The 20,421-nt window shown below is 69.6% G+C and carries 17 protein-coding genes; 9 read left to right on the top strand and 8 right to left on the bottom strand.

Features of this window, described 5'->3' with window-relative positions; translation table 11 throughout:
- Window positions 1-329: 329 nt before the first annotated feature.
- Complete coding sequence (locus Psi02_RS23320; protein WP_203977563.1) at window positions 330-2,873, bottom strand: DUF4118 domain-containing protein; 2,544 nt, start codon at window positions 2,871-2,873, stop codon at window positions 330-332.
- A gap of 271 nt (window positions 2,874-3,144) precedes the next feature.
- Here Psi02_RS23320 and Psi02_RS23315 point away from each other — a divergent pair, with 271 nt between their 5' ends.
- Genes Psi02_RS23315 through Psi02_RS23300 form a run of 4 tightly spaced genes read left to right on the top strand, consistent with a single transcriptional unit; the run spans window position 3,145 to window position 8,034 of the window.
- On the top strand, window positions 3,145-3,234 hold the full coding sequence (locus Psi02_RS23315; protein WP_203977562.1) for a potassium-transporting ATPase subunit F: 90 nt from the start codon (window positions 3,145-3,147) through the stop codon (window positions 3,232-3,234).
- 27 nt (window positions 3,235-3,261) lie between these two features.
- Window positions 3,262-4,923 (top strand): potassium-transporting ATPase subunit KdpA, encoded by a 1,662-nt coding sequence (gene kdpA, locus Psi02_RS23310; RefSeq protein WP_203977560.1) that lies wholly within the window; start codon window positions 3,262-3,264, stop codon window positions 4,921-4,923.
- Complete coding sequence (gene kdpB, locus Psi02_RS23305) at window positions 4,923-7,061, top strand: potassium-transporting ATPase subunit KdpB (RefSeq protein ID WP_203977558.1); 2,139 nt, start codon at window positions 4,923-4,925, stop codon at window positions 7,059-7,061. Before kdpA ends, kdpB begins: the two co-directional genes overlap by 1 nt.
- A 40-nt stretch (window positions 7,062-7,101) precedes the next feature.
- On the top strand, window positions 7,102-8,034 hold the full coding sequence (locus Psi02_RS23300; RefSeq protein ID WP_239095092.1) for a potassium-transporting ATPase subunit C: 933 nt from the start codon (window positions 7,102-7,104) through the stop codon (window positions 8,032-8,034).
- A 32-nt stretch (window positions 8,035-8,066) separates the two neighbouring features.
- Here Psi02_RS23300 and Psi02_RS23295 read toward each other — a convergent pair whose 3' ends face one another.
- Window positions 8,067-8,588: an SRPBCC family protein gene (locus Psi02_RS23295; protein ID WP_203977556.1), complete on the bottom strand. Its 522-nt coding sequence runs from the start codon at window positions 8,586-8,588 to the stop codon at window positions 8,067-8,069.
- A 20-nt stretch (window positions 8,589-8,608) separates the two neighbouring features.
- Between Psi02_RS23295 and Psi02_RS23290 the strand changes: the two genes are divergently transcribed.
- Window positions 8,609-8,851, top strand: coding sequence for a hypothetical protein (locus Psi02_RS23290; RefSeq protein WP_203977554.1), 243 nt, complete (start codon window positions 8,609-8,611; stop codon window positions 8,849-8,851).
- A gap of 80 nt (window positions 8,852-8,931) precedes the next feature.
- Here Psi02_RS23290 and Psi02_RS23285 read toward each other — a convergent pair whose 3' ends face one another.
- Together Psi02_RS23285 and Psi02_RS23280 are read right to left on the bottom strand one after the other, a co-directional pair.
- On the bottom strand, window positions 8,932-9,135 hold the full coding sequence (locus tag Psi02_RS23285) for a cold-shock protein (RefSeq protein WP_203954033.1): 204 nt from the start codon (window positions 9,133-9,135) through the stop codon (window positions 8,932-8,934).
- Between the two features lie 230 nt (window positions 9,136-9,365).
- Window positions 9,366-10,541, bottom strand: a complete 1,176-nt coding sequence (locus Psi02_RS23280) for a serine hydrolase domain-containing protein (RefSeq protein WP_203977552.1) — start codon at window positions 10,539-10,541, stop codon at window positions 9,366-9,368.
- A 366-nt stretch (window positions 10,542-10,907) separates the two neighbouring features.
- On the opposite strand from Psi02_RS23280, the gene Psi02_RS23275 reads away from it, so the two are divergent.
- On the top strand, window positions 10,908-11,339 hold the full coding sequence (locus Psi02_RS23275) for a hypothetical protein (protein WP_239095091.1): 432 nt from the start codon (window positions 10,908-10,910) through the stop codon (window positions 11,337-11,339).
- Between the two features lie 64 nt (window positions 11,340-11,403).
- Here Psi02_RS23275 and fusA read toward each other — a convergent pair whose 3' ends face one another.
- Together fusA and Psi02_RS23265 are read right to left on the bottom strand one after the other, a co-directional pair.
- Window positions 11,404-13,509 carry an elongation factor G gene (gene fusA, locus Psi02_RS23270; RefSeq protein WP_239095090.1) on the bottom strand — a complete coding sequence of 702 codons (2,106 nt, stop codon included), beginning with the start codon at window positions 13,507-13,509 and terminating at the stop codon, window positions 11,404-11,406.
- Between the two features lie 458 nt (window positions 13,510-13,967).
- Window positions 13,968-14,828 carry an SDR family NAD(P)-dependent oxidoreductase gene (locus tag Psi02_RS23265; protein WP_203977550.1) on the bottom strand — a complete coding sequence of 287 codons (861 nt, stop codon included), beginning with the start codon at window positions 14,826-14,828 and terminating at the stop codon, window positions 13,968-13,970.
- On the opposite strand from Psi02_RS23265, the gene Psi02_RS23260 reads away from it, so the two are divergent.
- Both Psi02_RS23260 and Psi02_RS23255 read left to right on the top strand, forming a co-directional pair.
- On the top strand, window positions 14,806-15,513 hold the full coding sequence (locus Psi02_RS23260) for a TetR/AcrR family transcriptional regulator (RefSeq protein ID WP_239095089.1): 708 nt from the start codon (window positions 14,806-14,808) through the stop codon (window positions 15,511-15,513). The two genes, Psi02_RS23265 and Psi02_RS23260, sit on opposite strands and share 23 nt — an antisense overlap.
- 167 nt (window positions 15,514-15,680) lie before the next feature.
- The gene (locus Psi02_RS23255; protein ID WP_203977541.1) at window positions 15,681-17,759 is read left to right on the top strand and encodes a phosphocholine-specific phospholipase C; all 2,079 of its coding nucleotides are present in this window, start codon (window positions 15,681-15,683) and stop codon (window positions 17,757-17,759) included.
- A gap of 51 nt (window positions 17,760-17,810) precedes the next feature.
- Here Psi02_RS23255 and Psi02_RS23250 read toward each other — a convergent pair whose 3' ends face one another.
- Window positions 17,811-19,070, bottom strand: a complete 1,260-nt coding sequence (locus Psi02_RS23250; protein ID WP_203977539.1) for an APC family permease — start codon at window positions 19,068-19,070, stop codon at window positions 17,811-17,813.
- A gap of 141 nt (window positions 19,071-19,211) precedes the next feature.
- Window positions 19,212-19,655, bottom strand: a complete 444-nt coding sequence (cynS, locus tag Psi02_RS23245; RefSeq protein ID WP_203977537.1) for a cyanase — start codon at window positions 19,653-19,655, stop codon at window positions 19,212-19,214.
- 81 nt (window positions 19,656-19,736) lie between these two features.
- On the opposite strand from cynS, the gene Psi02_RS23240 reads away from it, so the two are divergent.
- A complete protein-coding gene (locus Psi02_RS23240; RefSeq protein WP_203977535.1) occupies window positions 19,737-20,420 on the top strand; it encodes a pyridoxine/pyridoxamine 5'-phosphate oxidase in 684 nt (227 codons plus the stop codon).
- Window position 20,421: the final 1 nt, after the last annotated feature.

Raw genomic sequence — 20,421 nt, 5'->3', positions numbered from 1 at the left:
GGAGCCGAGACCGTGATCATGCACAGGTTCGCTCGTACACGTACTGGCCAGGCCCGACAGGTTTCGTGATCATGCACAGGTTCGCTCGTACACGTACTGGCCAGACCCGATGAGTTTCGTGATCATGCACAGATTCGACGATTGATGTGTTGTTCAGGCCTTATGTGCGCGGTGATCATGCAGATCTGTTCGATTGCATGATCACCACACGTGTAGTGCCAGGTCGCGGCAGCTTTCTCCGAAAGTGTGCATGATCACGGTTGGGAAACCGGCTGCTCAGGGCGGCTGTTTCCGAACCTGTGCATGATCACGCTCAATGGAGCGGCTGGTCAGGGTGCCGCACGCCGCGAGGAGACGGGCAGCGTGAGGATCATGGTGAGGCCGCCGCCCGGTGTCTCGCCGGGAGTCAGCGTGCCGCCCATGGCCTCGATCAGACCCCGTGACAGAGCCAGGCCGAGACCGACGCCGGCGTGGTCATCGCGGTCGCCGAGACGCTCGAAGGGCAGGAAGACCCGGTCGTGCGCCTCCGGCGGGATGCCCGGGCCCCGGTCGACGACACGGATCTCCACGTGGTCGCCGTACCGGCTCGCGGTGATCAGCACCTTCTCCTCGGGCGGGTTGTAGCGGACCGCGTTGGACAGGAGGTTGACCAGGACCCGTTCCAGCAGGGCCGGGTCGGCGACGACTTCGGGCAGGCCTGCCGAGACGTCGCCTTCGACCTGATCTCCCGGCGGCCCGAAATCGTCGATCGCACGGGGGACGATCTCCTCCAGCGAGACCGGCTCGACGGACACTCCCAGGACGCCGGCCTGCAGCCGGCTCATGTCGAGCAGGTTGACGACCAGCCGCTCCAGCCTGGCCAGCGATTCTTCGGCGGTGGCCAGCAACCCCACGCGTTCCTCCTCACTCCACGCGACGTCGGTGGCGCGCAGGCTCTCCACCGCCGCCCTGGCCGACGCGAGCGGGGACCGCAGGTCATGGCCGACCGCGGCGAGCAGCGCCGTACGCATCCTGTCGGCCTCGGCGAGGGGCCGGACCTGTTCGGCCTCCTCGGCGAGCCGCTCCTGGCGGAGCGCGACCACGGCCTCGGCTGCGAACGCCTCGAGCACCCGGCGGTCGGCGGCGTCGAGCAGTCCGCGCGCCGCGAGCACGTGAGTGTCGTCGATGACCACACCGGTGTCGGCCGCATCCGGGCACGCACTCGGTTCGTCCCCGGAGGTGGCGGCGACGTGCCAGGCATCGGGATCGGACTGGTCGCCGGGATTGGGCTCGGTCCCGGGCCGGCGTTCGAGCAGGGTGACCGACGCCAGCCCGAATGTCTCGCGGAGCCGCGCGAGCAGGGACGGCAGAGCCGCCTCTCCCCGGAGCACGTGCCCCGCGAGAGTGGACAGCACCTCTGCGTCCGCGCCGGCCCGGGCGGCCTCGCGGGTACGGCGAGCCGCCAGGTCGACGACGGTGCTGACCATGATGGCGACCAGCACGTAGATCGCCAGCGCGAGCAGGTTCTGCGGATCGGCGATGGTGAACTCGTCGATCGGCGGCGTGAAGAAGTAGTTGAGCAGCAGGAATCCGGCCACGGCCGAGGCGACGGCCGGCCACATGCCGCCGACCAGGGCGACGGCGACGACCATCACGAGGAACAGCAGGATGTCGATGGGCAGGGTCAGGGCGTCCCGCGACGGCCCCAACGCGGCGGTGAGCGCGGGCAGGCCGGCGACGGCCAGCGCCCATCCCGCCAGCCTGCGCGTGAGGGTGAGAGCGGCCCGGGACCGTGAAGGGCGGCTCCTGCCCTTGCTGATCTCGGCATGGGGGACCAGATGGACGTCGATGGAGCCGGACCGGGCCGTGGTCGTCAGGCCGACACCCCGGGAGAACAACTGGGCGAACCGGCCTCTGCGGGACGCGCCGAGCACGAGTTGGGTGGCGTTGACACCGCGGGCGAAATCCAGCAGGGCGCGGGGGACGTCATCCCCGACGACCTGGTGATACGTGCCGCCCAGACTCTCGATCAGGGTGCGCTGGCGGGCGAGCCCGGCGGGGTCCCCGACGGCCGCCCCGTCGGCCCGTGTGACGTGGAGGGAGAGCAGATCCGCGCCCTTGCTGCGGGCGGCGACGCGGGCCGCCCGCCGGATCAGCGTGTCACCCTCCGGGCCGCCGGTCAGCGCCACCACCACGCGCTCACGGGCCTCCCAGGTCCCGCCGATTCCATGATCGGCCCGATATCGGTCGAGTTGCTCGTCGACCTTGCCCGCGACCCAGAGCAGCGCCAGTTCACGTAGAGCGGTCAGGTTTCCGATGCGGAAGTAGTTCGACAGCGCGGCGTCGACCTTCTCCGGCGGGTAGACGTTGCCGTGCGCCATCCGGCGGTGCAGAGCCTCGGGCGACATGTCGACCAGTTCGATCTGGTCGGCCCGCCGTACCACCTCATCCGGCACCGTCTCCCGCTGGGTGATGCCGGTGATCTGCTGGACGACGTCGTTGAGCGACTCCAGGTGCTGCACGTTGACCGTGGAGACCACGTCGATACCGGCGTCGAGGATGTCGTCGATGTCCTGCCAGCGCTTGGTGTTGCGCGAGCCCGGCGCGTCGGTGTGAGCGAGCTCGTCGATCAGCGCGATCTTGGGCCTGCGCGCGATGACCGCGTCGACGTCGAGCTCGGTGAAGCCGGCTCCGCGATGGACGAGCGTCCTCCGGGGGACGATCTCCATGCCTTCGAGCAACGCGGCGGTCCGTGCGCGGCCGTGGGTCTCGACGAAACCCACGACGACATCACGTCCGCGCTCCCGTGCCCTGCGGCCCTCGCAGAGCATCGCGTACGTCTTGCCGACACCCGGCGCCGCTCCCAGGTAGACCCGCAGCCGCCCGCGCGTCATCCGGCCCACCCCTTCACCGCTTCTCGGTCGGCCGGCTCCAGGCGGCCCAGGTTCCGGCCCGCTGAACACGTCGTCGGCCTGACCTCGATCAGCCTTTCTCTCCTTCGGTCTACCACGCGTGGCGGACCTTGCACGCACCGCCACGGACGCGGGCCGTACGGGATGGGCTTTGACGTATGGTGACGGGGGGATACAGAGAGTGACCACGTCCTGGAGCGCAGCCGGCCGGCGCGGCGATCTTCTTGTCCACCCGGAAGGCGGTCGAGCGGTCTTGAGCATTGACAACCTCGTCGGGCTCATCCTGGCCGTCTCCGTGGTGATCTTCCTGGCGGCGGCTCTGCTGTTCCCCGAGCGGTTCTAAAGGAGCGGTTCTAAGGAGCGGTTCCAGATGAGCACGACGATCGCGGCGATCCTGTTCACCGGTTCCCTGGTGATCGCGCTGGCCGTGGCCTACCGGCCGCTGGGCGACTACATGTACCGGGTCTACACCGGCACCGGGCAGTCGCGGGTCGAACGCGGCGTCTTCCGCCTGATCGGCATCAGGCCCGACGCGCAGCAGACGTGGCGCGCGTACGCCCGCAGCGTGCTCGCCTTCTCGGTGGTCTCCGTCCTGTTCCTGTACGGCTTCCAGCGACTGCAGGAGCATCTGCCGCTGAGCCTCGGATTCGGGCCCGTCGTACCGCACCAGGCGTGGAACACCGCGACCAGCTTCGTCACGAACACGAACTGGCAGTCGTACTCCGGCGAGTCCACCATGGGCCACCTGGTGCAGATGGCGGGGCTGGCCGTGCAGAACTTCGCGTCCGCCGCCGTCGGAATGGCCGTCGCGATCGCCCTCGTACGCGGATTCGCCCGGAGGAGGACCGACCACCTCGGCAACTTCTGGGTGGACCTGATCCGCGGCGTGCTCCGGATCCTCCTGCCCTTCGCCTTCGTCGGAGCGCTCGTTCTCATCGCCGGCGGAGCGGTGCAGAACTTCCACGACCCGTACCCGCTCCAGACCCTGGCCGGCGCCAGGCAGGTCATGACGGGCGGGCCGGTGGCCAGCCAGGAGGTCATCAAACAACTGGGCACCAACGGCGGCGGCTTCTACAACGCCAACTCCGCCCACCCGTTCGAGAACCCGACGCCCTGGACGAACTGGTTCCAGATCTTCCTGATGCTCGTCATCAGCGTCAGTCTCCCCCGCACGTTCGGCCGGATGGTCGGCAGCGACAGGCAGGGTTACGCGATCGTCGCGGTGATGGCGACGCTGGCGATCGTCAGCCTGACGTTGATCACCGTGTTTCAGATGAGCCATCACGGCACGGTGCCGACCGCGGTCGGCGCCGCGTCGGAAGGCGTGGAGACCCGTTTCGGGGTGCCGAACTCCGCGACGTTCGCCGGCGCGACCACGCTGAGCTCGACCGGGGCGGTGGACTCCGCCCACGATTCCTACACGAGCCTCGGCGGCATGATCGGCATGTTCAACATGATGCTGGGCGAGGTCGCCCCGGGCGGCACCGGCTCCGGCCTGTACGGCATGCTCGTCCTCGCGGTGATCACGGTGTTCGTGGCCGGGCTGATGGTCGGGCGCACGCCCGAGTATCTCGGCAAGAAGATCGGCAGCCGGGAGATCAAGTTCGCGGCCGCCTACTTCCTCATCACGCCGATCTGCGTGCTCGTCGGTACGGCGGTCGCGATGGCCGGCGACTGGGGGCGGAGAGGAATGCTCAACACCGGTCCTCATGGACTCTCCGAGGTGCTCTACGCGTTCACCTCGGCGTCGAACAACAACGGGTCCGCGTTCGGCGGCCTCACCGCGAGCACCCCGTTCTACGACACGGCCCTCGGGCTGGCCATGGCCATCGGGCGTTTCCTCCCCATGATCCTCATTCTCGCGCTGGCCGGATCGCTCGCCCGGCAGGGCCGGATTCCGGTGTCGGAGGGCACCCTGCCCACGTACCGGCCGCAGTTCGTCGGGATGGTCGTCGGTGTCGCGGTGATCCTGGTCGCCCTCACCTTCCTCCCCGCGCTCGCCCTCGGGCCGCTGGCCGAAGGGATCCGCTGATGGGCGAGGTCGCGTCCGGCGGGCGCGTTCAGGCCGGGCTGCTCGATCCGAAGCAGCTCGTCAGGGCACTGCCCGACGCCGTCAAGAAGCTCGACCCACGCACGATGTGGCACAACCCGGTCATGTTCATCGTCGAGATCGGCGCCGTGTGGAGCACCGTCCTGGCGATCGCCGAACCCAGCTGGTTCGCCTGGCTGATCGTCGTCTGGCTCTGGCTGACCGCGATCTTCGCCAACCTCGCCGAGGCCGTGGCAGAAGGCCGCGGCAAGGCCCAGGCCGATGCCCTGCGACGGGCCAAACGGGACACCACGGCCCGCCGTCTGATCGATTGGAGGCCCGGCGGACCGGTCCGGGAAGAGGCGGTTCCCGCACCTCGGCTCCAGCAGCACGACCACGTCGTCGTCGAGGCGGGCGAGATCATCCCCGGCGACGGCGACGTCGTCGAGGGCATCGCCAGCGTCGACGAGTCGACGATAACCGGCGAGTCGGCCCCGGTGATCCGGGAGTCCGGCGGCGACAGGTCGGCGGTCACCGGCGGTACAAAGGTGTTGTCCGACCGGATCGTCGTGAAGATCACGCAACGGCCCGGTGAGAGCTTCATCGACAAGATGATCGCGCTCGTCGAAGGCGCCAAACGGCAGAAGACGCCCAACGAGATCGCCCTGAACATCCTGCTCGCCTCACTGACGATCATCTTCGTGATGGCGGTCACCACGCTGCAACCACTCGCGATCTACTCCAAGGCGATCCAGCCGGGCGTGCCCGACTCCCTGACGCTGAACGCCCACGGCGTCAGCGGCATCGTCATGGTCGCGCTGCTGGTCTGCCTCATCCCGACGACGATCGGCGCCCTCCTGTCCGCGATCGGCATCGCCGGGATGGACCGGCTGGTGCAGCGCAACGTCCTGGCCATGAGCGGACGCGCGGTGGAGGCGGCGGGAGACGTCGACACCCTTCTGCTGGACAAGACCGGCACCATCACCCTCGGCGACCGCCAGGCATCGGCGTTCCAGCCCGTCGACGGCGTCACCGAGCTCGAACTGGCCGACGCAGCGCAGTTGTCCAGCCTCGCCGACGAGACGCCAGAAGGCCGTTCGATCGTGGTGTTCGCCAAGACCCGGTACGGCCTGCGCGAACGCACCCCCGGCGAGCTCTCCCACGCGACCTGGATCGAGTTCACCGCTCAGACCCGCATGTCCGGCGTCGACTTCGACGGCGGTGGGAACCAGGTCCGGCTGCTCCGCAAGGGCGCGGCGACCGCGGTGATGAAATGGGTCCGCGACAACGGCGGTCACCCGACCGGCGAGGTCGGCCACATCGTGGACGGCATCTCCGCCAGCGGCGGCACACCACTCGTGGTCGGCGAGGTCGTCAAACAGGGCGGGCAGGCCACCGCGCACGTACTCGGCGTCATCCACCTCAAGGACGTCGTCAAGCAGGGCATGCGCCAGCGGTTCGACGCGATGCGCAGAATGGGCATCCGCACCGTCATGATCACCGGGGACAACCCGCTGACGGCCAAGGCCATCGCCGACGAGGCCGGGGTCGACGACTTCCTCGCGGAGGCCAAGCCCGAGGACAAGATGGTGCTGATCAAGAAGGAGCAGGAGGGCGGCCGCCTGGTCGCGATGACCGGTGACGGTACCAACGACGCCCCCGCCCTCGCGCAGGCGGACGTCGGCGTGGCGATGAACACCGGAACGTCGGCCGCCAAGGAGGCCGGCAACATGGTCGACCTCGACTCCAACCCGACCAAGCTCATCGAGATCGTCGAGATCGGCAAGCAGCTCCTCATCACCCGGGGTGCGCTGACGACCTTCTCCATCGCCAACGACATCGCCAAGTACTTCGCCATCATCCCGGCGATGTTCGCGGCGGTCTATCCCGGCCTGGACACCCTCAACATCATGCGGCTCAACAGCCCGCAGTCGGCGATCCTGTCCGCGGTCATCTTCAACGCGATCATCATCGTGGTGCTGATCCCGCTCGCCCTGCGCGGCGTGCGCTACCGGCCCTCGAGCGCGTCCAAGCTGCTGTCGCGCAACCTCTACATCTACGGCCTGGGCGGCATCATCGCGCCGTTCATCGGCATCAAGCTCATCGACCTGCCGGTTCAGTTCCTTCCGGGGATGTCATGACACCCCAGATGATCTTCAGCTCGCGCCGGAGGTGGTGCCGATGTCGCTCATGACGCGCGCGCCCGGCTGGGTGGTGCAGCACCTGGCGGCGGTCCGCGCTCTCGTCGTCATCACGATGATCACCGGGGTGATCTATCCGATCGTCGTCTGGGGTGTCGCCCTCCTCCCCGGCCTCCACGACCGGGCGGAAGGCTCGATGGTCACGATCGGCGGCCGTACGGTCGGCAGCCGGCTCATCGGCCAGCTGTTCACCGACAAGAGCGGCGACCCGCTCAGGCAGTACTTCCAGAGCCGTCCGTCGAATGCCGGGACCGGCTACGACCCCACCTCGACCGGTGCGAGCAACCTGGGCCCGGAGGACGTCGTCGACACGCTGCCGGCGGATCCGGCCAGGAAGGCGGCGGAGATCGCCGCGCACAAGGCCAGGGACAGCCTGCTCACGCAGGTCTGCGCCCGCAGCAAGGCCGTGGGCGCGCTGGAGGGCGTGGACGGCTCCCGGCCGTTCTGCACCCCGGGCGGCGTGGGCGCGGTCCTGTCGGTCATCGGGCCCCGCGACAGGACCGGGCACGTGACGAGACCGACCCGGGTGGTCAGCGTGAACGAGCAGTGCGGCATCGTGGCCAGGCCGTTTCTCACGACCTACGCCGGCCGGCCGGTCGAATGCGCCCGGTACGGCGGCGACTACCAGCCGGGCGAGATCGTGCCGATCCGGGGCCGCGCTCCCGCCACGCCCGCCGTGCCGGCCGACGCGGTGACGGCGAGCGGCAGCGGCCTCGATCCACACATCTCCCCCGCGTACGCACGACTGCAGGCCCCGCGCGTCGCCAGGGCACGCGGCATCCCGGACGACGCGGTGCTCAAAGCGATCACGGCCAATGAGGACGGTCGGGTGCTCGGCTTCATCGGCGAACCCCGGGTCGACGTCCTGCGACTCAACATCGAGCTCGACAAGAGGTATCCCTTCCGCGGGTGAGGTCCACCGGTCCCGGCTTCCTCGACGAGCCGTTAGAGAGGCTGTGCCTGCAGCCCGGAGTCGCGGATCCGACGCAGGAGTGGCAGCTGTTGCCGCCCTCCAGCCAAGGAGCGCAGCCGTTCCAGACTGCGGTTCAGATGCACCTGTTCGTTCCGCTGCGGGAGCCGCCTGAGTACGGCGGGCACACCGAGGAGCCTGGTCTGCACCGAGCAGCGCAATGCGGTTGCCGCACCGATGGCGCGCAAGTCGTAGCGGACGGTCCGTTCGTACTTGTCTTGAGCGAACGCAGGCCGGTAGCACCGGATGAGTATCTGGTCACTCAGTTCCACGACTTCCCCATGAAAGGTGCCCGGGCTGCGTGCGCCACCTCCGTAATCCAGTCTGGTGTGGGCGCCGACGACATCGGGCTGCGAATCGATGAGGGTGACTGCCTCCAGGCCGGCTATCCACCTGCTCATGAGGTCGGGCATCACCAGCCAGCGCAGGACGTCCGCGGAAGGGCACTCCACGGTGACCGCTCCGTCGAAGGCGTACTCGCCCCACTCGTATCGCATCCGGCAACCATAACCAGGCCGTGCCCGGGAAGATCCACGTGGTGGTACGCACCGTTCATCACCCTGTACTGCTACTGGTACGCACTGCACGGCCACCACCCCGGCGACATGGCCGAGAGGGCTATCGGCACCGAGCCGCGCATTTCGAGATCCAGCCCGGCGGTGCCCGCAAGGAAAACGAGCGTTTCGAGGCCGCCAATGGCCGCAATGGCCGCTTCGTCTTCGACCGGCCGCACAACCGGCTCATCGTCTCGTGGGTGTGAAACAACGACCGAGCGAAAGGGCCCCGGTAAAGCCGAAAGGCCCGCGCCTCAAGAGGCGCGGGCCTTTCAGTGACGACTTGTCAGACGGGAACGATGTTCTCCGCCTGCGGGCCCTTCTGGCCCTGCGTGACGTCGAACGACACCTTCTGGCCTTCCTGGAGCTCGCGGTAGCCCTGGGCGGCGATGTTCGAGTAGTGCGCGAAGACGTCGGCGCCGCCGCCGTCCTGCTCGATGAAGCCGAAGCCCTTTTCCGCGTTGAACCACTTCACGGTTCCGGTAGCCATATCAAATCTCCTTCGATGAGGGGGCAGAGCCGGAATCCGCACTGCACGGATTCCGCGTCGCCGCAATGAGCCCATCCGGAGATGACCGGCCAAACAGCAGTGCACCCGTCGGATACATCCCGTCAGGTGCACATAGAGTTCTATGGGTACCACAACTGCAACTGCGGGAGAGCTTACCAGGCATCGGGCCGGTCGCGAAAGCGACCCGTTCCATCACCCACCGTGACCGCTCACTCGCAGTCGTGAGAGGGCCCGGACCAGCCGCCGGCGGCGTACCGCCAGAAGTCCCGCATCACGGCCGGCGGGGTCGGTCCGGCCAGCTCAAGCTGGGTGAGCAGGATGGTGACCATGCCGGTGGACGCGGTGATGTGCGCCGCCGTTCCCGTGCCCCCGACCCAGCCGTAGCGTCCCACCACGTTCCAGGGGTCGACGTCCTCGACGTCGACCGACCCGCCGAAGCCCCAGCCCTGGCCTTCCAGGAACAACACCCCGGCATCGCGCTGGGACCGGGTGAGGTGGTCGGTCGTCATCCGCCGCACCGAGGCGGGGGACAGCAGCGAGCGGCCGCCGACGGTGCCTTCCGCGAGCAACATCCGGGCGAAGGAGTGCCAGTCGTCGACGGTCGAGACCAGCCCGCCCGCGCCGGAGGGGAACGCGGGAGCGCTGCTCCACTGGCCGTCAGGGGCGTCGACCAGCTCGAGGCCGCCCGCCGGATCGGTTCGGTAGTAGGCGGTGAACCGGTCGAGTTCGCCGGCCGGCACCTCGAATCCGGTGTCGGCCATTCCCAGGGGCTCGAACAGGCGCTCCGCCAGGAACTCGGTCAGCGGGAGGCCCGAGACGCGGGCGATCAACACGCCCTGGATGTCGGAACAGGTGTTGTACAGCCAGGCGTCACCCGGCTGGTGCAGCAATGGGATGCGGGACAGCGCCGCCATCCATTCGTCCGGCGCCACGACGTGCTGCGGCTGCGGCGGCCCCTGCCTCAGCTCGCTGAACAACAGCCCGACCGCCGGGAGCGAGAAGTCGGAGGGGAAGCCGTACCCGGCGCGGAAGGTGAGCAGATCACTCACGGTGATCGGCCGGGCGGCCGGGACCACGTCGTCGACCGGGCTCTTCGGCGTGCGGACGACGACGGGCGACGCCAGTTCCGGCAGCCACCGCTCGACCGGGTCGTCCAGCACGATCCGGCCGTCCTCGACCAGCATCATGACCGCCGCCGCGGTGATGGGCTTGGTGATCGAAGCGATCCGGAAGATCGAATCTCTGGCCATCGGGCAGGTGCCGTCCACGCCGGTGGAACCGACGGCCTCCACCTCGACCCGGTCACCGCGGGCCACCAGGCCCACCGCTCCCGGCGCCGATCCTTCGCCGACGTGCCGCAGCAGGATGTCGTGCAGGCCGGTCATCGGTCCACCTTTCGCCTATGCGGTCCGCGCCCGCCTCGACGGAAGAATCACCGTCGGATCGGCTCCGTCGGCTCGCTCGGGCGGCGACGGCTGCGAACTCTTCCGTCTGGGCGCTCGATTCAAACTACGGGGGCGCCCGGTCCCCCGCCTGATGTTTCCGCCGATATGCCGTGCCGCCTCAGCCGAGTGGACGCAGGTCGGCTGCACCCGTCTTCGCCGCTCCACCCACGTCCACTCCACCCACGTCCGCACGGCCGGCGTTCGGCGTGGAGGATTCCTCGATCTCGTGACGATGAGCGGCACGACCGGAGATCATGCTGGGGTCCCAAGCCGAAGATCCATCGGTCTGATCACTGGAGGATGTCAGTGCGACTCCCGCGGTCCCTGTCGGGTTGGACCATGGCGGTGTTCGGGGTCATGGCCCTGGTCCTCGGCCTGATCGGGCTGGTGGCGCCCGACGTGCAGCTGTCCATGCTCGGTTTCGTGCACATCGGCCCCGAGCAGCGCGCGTCGGGCGACTACACGCGCGTCTTCATGGCCGCCTCGTCGATGGCGTCGGTGAACATGGGCGTCTACTACGTCCTCGCCGCAGCCGTCGACTTCCGGGCCTTCTTCTTCTGGACCGTCCCCTTCCGCGTGGTCACCTTCACCCTCTTCACGACGCTCGCGCTGACCGGCGTGGCACCGGGCGCCTTCATCGGCGTCGGGCTCTGGGAGGGCATGGGCGCGCTGATCACCGGTGCGGCGTTGTGGCGGGAACGCCGGGCACGGGCAGCAGGCGACGCCGTTCTCGCGTGACGGCACGTCGTCGCCGACGGCCGTAGTGGCCCCGCCCGTGTTCGGGCGGGGCCACCGCCGGGTTCTACCGGGGCTGCGTCCCTGTCGGCGCCGTGCCGGGCACGGGGGCGTACCCGACGGCCCGGGTGGTGAAGGTCCCCCTGCCATGGGTCCGGCTGCGCAACCGGGACGCGTAGCCGAACATCTCGGCCAGCGGCACGGTCGCGGTGATCACCACCGTGCCCGCCCGCACGGTCGAGCCCGAGACCTGGCCGCGTCGCGCCGACAGATCGCCGAGGACCCCGCCGACGGCGTCGTCGGGCACGGTGACCGTGACCTCGGCCAGTGGTTCGAGCAACGCCATCGTGCTCGCGCGCAGCGCCTCCCGCAGGGCGAGCCGGCCTGCCGTGCGGAACGCCATCTCCGAGGAGTCCTTGGGATGGGTGGCTCCGTCGGTCAGCGTGACCCGCAGACCGGTCACCGGGTGACCGCCGAGCGGGCCGTCCGCCAGGGCGTCCCGGCAGCCGGCCTCCACCGCCCGGACGTACTCCCGTGGCACCCTCCCGCCGACGACGGCCGAGCGGAACACGAACTCCGCCGCACCGCCGTCGTCACAGGCGGCGTCCGGAGACGCGTCCAGCGGCGCCACGTCGAGGACGACGTGGGCGAACTGACCGGCGCCTCCGTCCTGCTTGACGTGCCGGTACAGCAGTCCGGACACCCCGCGGACGACCGTCTCCCGGTGGGCCACCTGCGGCCGGCCGACGTCGACGTCCAGCCCATGGGTACGACGGATCTTCTCCACCGCGACCTCCAGATGCAGCTCGCCCATCCCCGACAACACCGTCTGACCGGTCTCGGGGTCGGTCCGGACCGCGAGCGACGGATCCTCCTCCGCCAGTCGTGCCAGCGCCGACGCGAACCGGTCGGCGTCGGTGCTCCTGCGGGCCTCGACCGCCACCGACACCACCGGGTCGGCCGCCGCCGGCGGTTCGAAGACCAACGGCGCGGAGGGGACGCACAAAGTGGCGCCGGTACGGGCCGCCTTCAGCCCGACCACCGCGACGATGTCCCCGGCCACCGCCCGGTCCACCTCCGTGTGCCGTTCGGCCTGGACCCGCAGGATGCGGCCGATCCGCTCGGTACGGCGTGCGCCGGCGTCCAGCACCGTCTCTCCTCTCTGGACCGTCCCCGAGTACACCCGCAGGTAGGTCAGCCGCCCCGTGGCGGTCGAACTCACCTTGAAGACCAGCGCGGCGAACGGCGCCGCCGGGTCGGCGGCCCGCTCCTGCACCGCGCCGTCCTGGACGCCTCGTACGGCAGGCACATCCAGTGGCGAGGGCAGGTAGGACACGGCGGCGTCGAGCAGCGGTTCGATCCCGCGGTTGCGGTAGGCGGATCCGCACAACACCACCAGTCCCTCACCGGTGCCGGTCAGGTCGCGCAGCGCGGCGGCGAGAGTCCGTGCGGAGATCGCCGACTCCGCGCAGAACTCCTCCAGCGCGATCGGATGCAGTTCGGCCACCGCCTCCTCGAGTTGCCGGCGGCGCCGGTGCGCCTCGTCCCGCAGGTCGTCCGGCACCGGGCCCTCCGTGAACGTGTCACGGCCGTCGGCCCAGATCACCGACCGCATGCGAAGGAGATCCACCACGCCGGTGAAACCGTCCTCCCGCCCGATCGGCATCTGGACCACCAGCGTGGCCACCCGCAGTCGCTCGCGGATCGACTCGACCACCGTGTCGAGGTCGGCGCCCGCGCGGTCCAGCTTGTTGACGAAGGCGATCCTCGGCACGCCGTACCGGTCGGCCTGCCGCCACACCGACTCACTCTGCGGTTCGACTCCCGCGACTCCGTCGAACACCGCGATGGCGCCGTCGAGCACCCGCAGCGAGCGTTCCACCTCGTCGGAGAAGTCGACGTGGCCTGGGGTGTCGATCAGATTGATCCGGTGGCCGTCCCATACGCAGCTCACGGCCGCGGCGAAGATGGTGATGCCACGGTCGCGCTCCTGGGAGTCGAAGTCGGTGACGGTCGTCCCGTCGTGTACCTCGCCACGTTTGTAGGTGGCGCCAGTCACGTACAGGATCCGTTCGGTGATGGTGGTCTTGCCCGCGTCGACGTGAGCGAGGATGCCCAGATTGCGAACGCCGGTCAGCGGGTCGGTGAGATGACGGTGCAGGTTGGTGCGCACGGTCCGTGGCCCTTCAGGGAAATCCGAACAGGACAGCGCGATTCCGGACAGAACGGCCTGAGCTAAGGCCACGCGGAAACCCCTGACGCGGCGTCACCGCATCGGGACGTACCCGACCGGCTCAGTGCCGGGCGGACAAGGGGTCAGGCGTTCGTCACGGACGCCCGGTGCCGGCCGCGCGGCCGGCATCGGTCACCGACGAAGACACCAGGATCACCTCATACTGGGACTGGGGAATGACGACAGCGATGCGGTGACGCATGACCGGCTCCCCTCCGTCATCAAGGTGCGCGCTGCGATGTCGGGGCAACGCGTGATTCGTGGCGAATGTACCGAACCAAGCGTGGACGGGACACCGATTTATTTCCGGACCGGATCAGACCCGTCGGCAGACCAGGCTGACCCGTCACGTCAGCCCGGTGAAAAGCCCGCGCCGATCACACGCGTCGACGCCCGGCTCACAGGCGGCTCAGGTCCGGGTGGACGGCGTCGTCGGCGTCGGTGGAGACGGACAGTGTCTCCCACGCGGCGATCTCGGCGAGTTTGGCCTCGTCGCCCTGCCTGATGAGGGTGACGGCGTCGGTGCCCAGCGGCAGCCGCAGCGGCGGTTCGTCCATGTCCGCCACCTGCAGGATCACCTGGGCCGCCTTGGCCGGGTCACCCGCCGCCTGCATGCCGCTGCGGAAGATGCCGAGCAGGACGCCAAGGGTCTGCTGGTACGCGTCGCCGGGCTCGATGACCGTCATGGACGAGCCGGCCCAGTCGGTGCGGAAGCCGCCGGGCTCGATCAGCGTGACCTTGACCCCGAAGGGCGCGGTCTCGGATGCCAGGGCTTCGGAGAAGCCTTCGACGCCGTGCTTGGCCGCAGTGTAGGCGGCCAGGCCGGGGCCGCCGGCGCGTCGTCCGCCGATGGTGGAGAACTGGATGAACCGGCCGTGTCCCTGCTGCCGGAACACCGGGATCGCGACGCGGCTGACGTTGACGACGCCGAACAGGTTGGTTTCGATCTGGGCCCGGAACCGCGCGGGCGGCGTCTCCTCGATGGAGCCGAAGTCCGCGTAGCCGGCGTTGTTGACGACGACGTCGATGCGGCCGAAGGCCTCGACACCGGCGGCGATCGCCGTTTCGGCGGCGGTCTCGTCGGTGACGTCCAGCGGCACGGCGACGGCGCGGCCGGCGCTCCCTCTGACCAGGTCGTCGAGGAATCTTGTGTCGCGTGCGGTGGCCACGACCGAGTCCCCCCGGTCCAGCGCCGCTTCAGCGAGGGCCCGGCCGAAGCCGCGTGAGGTGCCGGTGATGAACCACACCTTGTTCGCCATGATCTGCTCCATCCCGCTCTTTATTGAGCGCTCGTTTGATAACCGACTTCAGCCGATCACACGATGCGACAAGTTGTCAAACGAGCGCTCAATAAATTATTGTGAGCGGGTGGTCACCCGGGATCCCGACACGAAGAAGCGCAACCTGCTCGACGCCGCCTTGGCGGAGTTCGCCGCGCGGGGCATCGCCGCCACCCGCACCGACGCGATCGCCGCACGCGCAGGCTGCAGCCCCGGCCTGATCTACACCTACTTCGGCAGCAAGGAAGGCCTGTTCGACGCGGTCTTCGACCGCATCGTCACCGAGACGGTGACCGAGATCCCGATCACCCCTGACGATCTCCCCGGGTACGCCGGCAGGTTGTTCGACGGTCACGCGAAGAACCCGGACATCGCGCGGATCGTGGCCTGGCACAGCCTCGAGCGCGGTGGATCCGGCGACCGGATCGCGAGCTCGGACGAGGCGGGCCTGCACAAGATCGACGCCATCCGGGCCGCGCAGGCGACCGGCACGGTGACGACGCGCTTCGACGCCGAGCAGCTCGTCTTCCTCGTCCAGGGCATTGCCCTGGCCTGGACCTTCCTCCCCGACGAGGTCACCGACCTCGTCGCCGATCCCACGGATCTCGCGCGCCGGCGCTCCACCGTGGTCGACGCCGTCCGGCGACTTGTGCAGGTCCCCTGAGTCCACGGGAATGCGGCGCCGCCGCACACGCCGGAACCCGCGGCCAAGCCGTTCAGACGGCCTTCCGAATGATGTTCCGTTCCTGTCCCGAGGCGTTCGTCATCGCCTGATGACCATTGGTGCAGCCAGCTGTCAGCGCTGCACCCCTCATAGGAGACAGGCCCGCCATGACCGGAATTGGTCGTCGACGTTTCCTCCAGCTCGCGGGCGGCACCGCCGCCTTCTCGCTGCTGCCCCAGACCATCGCCCGTGCCGCCGCCATCGCGCCCGCCGTACGAACCGGAACCCTGCAGGACGTCGAGCACATCGTCGTCCTGATGCAGGAGAACCGATCCTTCGACCACTACTTCGGCACACTCCGCGGCGTGCGGGGCTTCGGCGACCCCCGCCCGGTCGTGCTGCCCAGCGGCAAGCCGGTCTGGTACCAGTCCAACGGCACGAAGGACGTGCTGCCGTTCCATCCGACCGCCTCCAACATGGGCATGCAGTTCCTGCAGGACCTCAACCACGACTGGAACGGCGGCCACAAGGCCTGGAACCAGGGCAAGTACGACCAGTGGGTTCCCGCCAAGACGGCTACGACCATGGCCTACCTGACGCGGGCCGACATCCCGTTCCACTACGCCCTGGCCGACGCCTTCACCATCTGCGACGCCTACCACTGCTCCTTCATCGGTGCCACGGATCCCAACCGCTATTACATGTGGACGGGGTACACCGGCAACGACGGCGTCGGCGGCGGCCCGGTGCTCGGCAACGACGAGGCCGGCTACGGCTGGACGACCTACCCCGAACGGCTTCAGCAGGCCGGCGTCTCCTGGAAGATCTACCAGGACGTCGGCGACGGCCTGAACGCCGCCGGATCCTGGGGCTGGACCAGCGACCCCTACATCGGCAACTACGGCGACAACTCGCTGCTGTACTTCACCAAGTACCGCAACGCCCGGCCGGGCGACCCGCTCTACGACAGGGCGCGGACGGGAACCCAGGTCAAGGCCGGCGGCGGGCTCTTCGACATCCTCAGGTCCGACGTCCTCAACGGCACGCTCCCGCAGGTGTCCTGGATCGCCGCGCCCGAGGCCTACACCGAGCATCCGAACTGGCCGGTGAACTACGGCGCCTGGTACATCGCCGGCGTGCTGGCCGCGCTGACGGCCGACCCCGACGTATGGAGCAAGACCGCCCTGTTCATCACCTACGACGAGAACGACGGCTTCTTCGACCACGTCGTGCCGCCCTACGCTCCGGGCTCCGCCGCCCAGGGCACATCGACCGCGGACGTCAGCAGGGAGCTCTACACGAAGGCCGGCAGTTATGTGGCCGGGCCGTACGGCCTCGGCCAGCGCGTCCCGATGTTCGTCGTGTCACCGTGGAGCAAGGGCGGATGGGCCTGCTCCCAGACCTTCGACCACACCTCGATCATCCAGTTCGTCGAGAAGCGGTTCGGCGTGCACGAGCCGAACATCTCGCCCTGGCGGCGGGCCGTCTGCGGCGACCTCACGAGCGCCTTCGACTTCGCGCAGACCGACACCTCCCAGACGCCGCTGCCCGACACCTCCGGCTACGCTCCGCCGGACCGCAAGCGGCACGCCGACTACGTCCCCACACCGCCGGCCACTCCCGTCCTGCCCAAGCAGGAGGCCGGGCTGCGCCACACGCGGCCCCTGCCGTACGACCTGAAGGCCGACGGCAGGACCGACGCCGCCGGCGGGACGTTCGCGGTCGACTTCGCCAGCCGGGGCGCGGCGGGCGCGACGTTCTACGCGACCTCCGCCAACGGGCTCGGCGGCCCGTGGACCTACACGGTGGAGGCGGGCAAGACCCTGACCGGCACCTGGACTCCGCCCAAGAAGAACCAGGGCGCCTACGACCTGGCGGTATACGGGCCCAACGGCTTCCTGCGCACCTTCACCGGGCGCATTCCGGCGAAGGGCACGAACCCGGCGGCCCCCGAAGTCGCCGTCGGCTACGACGCCGCTTCCGGTGACGTCACGCTGACCCTCACCAACCGCGGGGGCGCCTCCTGCCGGGTCACCGTCGCCGACGCGTACGGCGGCGCCACTCCGGCGACGTACCCGTTGGCGCCCAACGCCACCGTGGTGCACTCCGCGGTCCTGGGCGGCAGCTACGGCTGGTACGACCTGAAGGTCACATCCGACGCCGACTCCACCTTCGTTCGCCGCGTCGCCGGGCACGTGGAGACCGGCAGGCCCAGCATGAGCGACCCCAAGACCGTCACCGTCTGAGCGCCCCTCCCCCGCGGATGCCCGCGCCCGCTGCTACCCCGCGGGCATCCGTCACGGGCGTGCCACGACCGTCCGGCGTACTCCGTAGACGGCGGCTCCCACGGCCAGCACCGCGGCCCCGGAGATGACCGAGGAGACCGGCAGAGCGAAGGCCAGCGCCAGGCAGCCGGCCAGACCGAGCGCGGGCACGATTCGGGGCGGCCGGCCCTCGTCCGGGGTGAGGGTCCATGCGCTGGCGTTGGCGACGGCGTAGTACACCAGCACCCCGAAGGAGGAGAAACCGATCGCGCCGCGCACATCCACCGTCGCCGCGAGCACGGCGACGACGACGCCGACCGCGAGCTCGGCGCGGTGCGGCACCTTGAACCGCGGATGGACGGCGGCCAGGACATGCGGCAGATGCCGGTCGCGGGCCATGGCCAAGGTCGTGCGTGACACCCCGAGGATGAGCGCCAGCAGTGAGCCGAGCGCGGCCACCGCCGCGCCGGCACGCACCACCGGCACCAGGCCGGGCAGCCCGGCGGCGCGGACCACGTCGGCGAGCGGCGCGGTCGCCTCGCTCAGCCCGGTCCCGCCCAGTACGGCCAGCGCCGCGATCGCGACCGCCGCGTAGACGGCCAGCGTGATGCCCAGGGCGAGCGGGATCGCGCGGGGGATGATGCGGGCCGGGTCGCGAACCTCCTCACCGAGGGTGGCGATGCGGGCATATCCGGCGAAGGCGAAGAACAACAGGCCTGCCGCCCGCAGCACCCCGCCGAAGGTGACGTCCCCTCCGATGGCCAGGCGCGCGGCGTCCGCCTCGCCGGAGCCGAGACCGCCGGCCACCACCGCGGCGAGCACGGCCAGGACCACCGCGACGATCACCCGGGTGAGGCCGGCGGACTTCCGCATCCCGGCGTAGTCGACCGCGGTCAGCGCCACCACCGCGACCATCGCGACCGCGTGCGCCTGGCCGGGCCAGACGTAGGAGCCGACGGTGAGCGCCATGGCGGCGCAGGAGGCGGTCTTCCCGACCACGAACGCCCACCCGGCCAGATAGCCCCAGAAGTCCCCGAGCCGCTCGCGGCCGTAGAGATAGGTGCCGCCGGAAGCCGGGTACCGGGCGGCCAGCCGGGCGGAGGAGGTGGCGTTGCAGTAGGCGACCACGGCGGCGAGGGCCAGGCCGAGCAGCAGCCCCGACCCGGCGGCCCGCACCGCCGGCGCGAGAGCGGCGAAGATCCCGGCTCCGATCATCGCCCCGAGGCCGATCACCACGGCATCGGTCAGACCCAGGCGACGCTCCAGCGCGGAGTGGATCGGCGTCCCAGCCATTGGCCAACCCTCCACCGGCGCGAAGCGTCTCCGACAGTCGGCGACGATACCCAAGCCGCGTGTGCGGGAACCGGTCGCCCCGGGCCGAGGAGAGATCAGGGGTGAGCCCACGTGGGCGTCGGGGCGAGCCGCGCCCGGCTGTCACCACTGATAGGGGAGGTACTTCCCGTCGAGGGTGATGACGACCCGGTCGCCGGCCGGGTCGGGGACGCGCCGCACGTCGAGGCGGAAATTGATGGCGCTCATGATGCCGTCGCCGCACTGCTCGTGGATCAGTTCCTTGATGGTCGGCCCGTACACCTGGACGACCTCGTGGAGCCGGTAGATGGTCGGATCGACGGGGACGGCGGCGTCGAGCGCCCCGCGAGTGGGCTGCAGTTGGAAGGCGAGGGCCGCGTCCTCCCCGAGTTCGAGCAGAGCAGCGGCCGTGGCCGCCTCGTCCTTGCTCATGGGGTGCTGGCCGAGCAGTGCGGCAGTCGTCCACACCGGCGGCCGCCCGACGGCCTCGGCGAGCTGTGCCCAGGTCACGCCCGTCACCACCTTGGCTTGGCGGACGGCTTCGACTGCTTCGCGCTTGGTGAGCATGATCCCTCTTTCTCATGATCGAGCGTGTTCCATACTGTATACAGTTCCTCTTTCGAGCGATAGCGGTGATAGAACGACCCCATGTCTCAGAAGAGCCCGTCGGCTGAGCAGAGCGACGTCAGGCGTCTGTTGCGTTCGTTGCCGGTCTTCGCGTTCGAACTGCCGCTGTTCCTTCCCGAGACCGCGCCCGGCGATCCGGTCACGTTGTTCGTCGAATGGCTGACCTCGGCGATCGATGGCGGGGTGCCCGAACCCCACGCGATGACGCTCTCCACGGCCGACGAGGACGGGCGGCCGTCGGCACGCGTGCTGATCTGCAAGGACGTCGACACGTCCGGAAACTGGTACTTCGCCTCAAGCGCGTCCAGCCGCAAAGGACGCGAACTGGAGGCCAACCCGCATGCGGCGCTGACGTTCCACTGGCCGCGACAGGGCCGCCAGATCCGCGTCCGCGGAGCCGTCACACCGACCGGCGCCGAAGCGAGCGCGGCCGATTTCCTCGCACGCTCACCCGGTGCCCGGGCCGAGGCGCTCAGCAGTCGTCAGTCGCAGGTCCTCGACGACCCCGCCGAGGCGGAGGCGGCCCTGCAGGAAGCCCTGACCAGGATCGCGGCCGACCCGGACCTGGTCTCCACCGACTGGACGCTCTACGCCCTGGCCGCGGCGGAAGTCGAATTCTGGCAGGCCGACGAGCGGCGTCGTCACACCCGTCTGCGTTATGAGCGCGCCGGCGGAGGCTGGACCCGCCACCGGCTCTGGCCGTAGG

This window comes from Planotetraspora silvatica, from assembly GCF_016863315.1.
Classification (GTDB): domain Bacteria; phylum Actinomycetota; class Actinomycetes; order Streptosporangiales; family Streptosporangiaceae; genus Planotetraspora; species Planotetraspora silvatica.
Note: the sequence above shows the minus strand (reverse complement) of the source record. Positions and strands in the feature narration are given on the sequence as shown.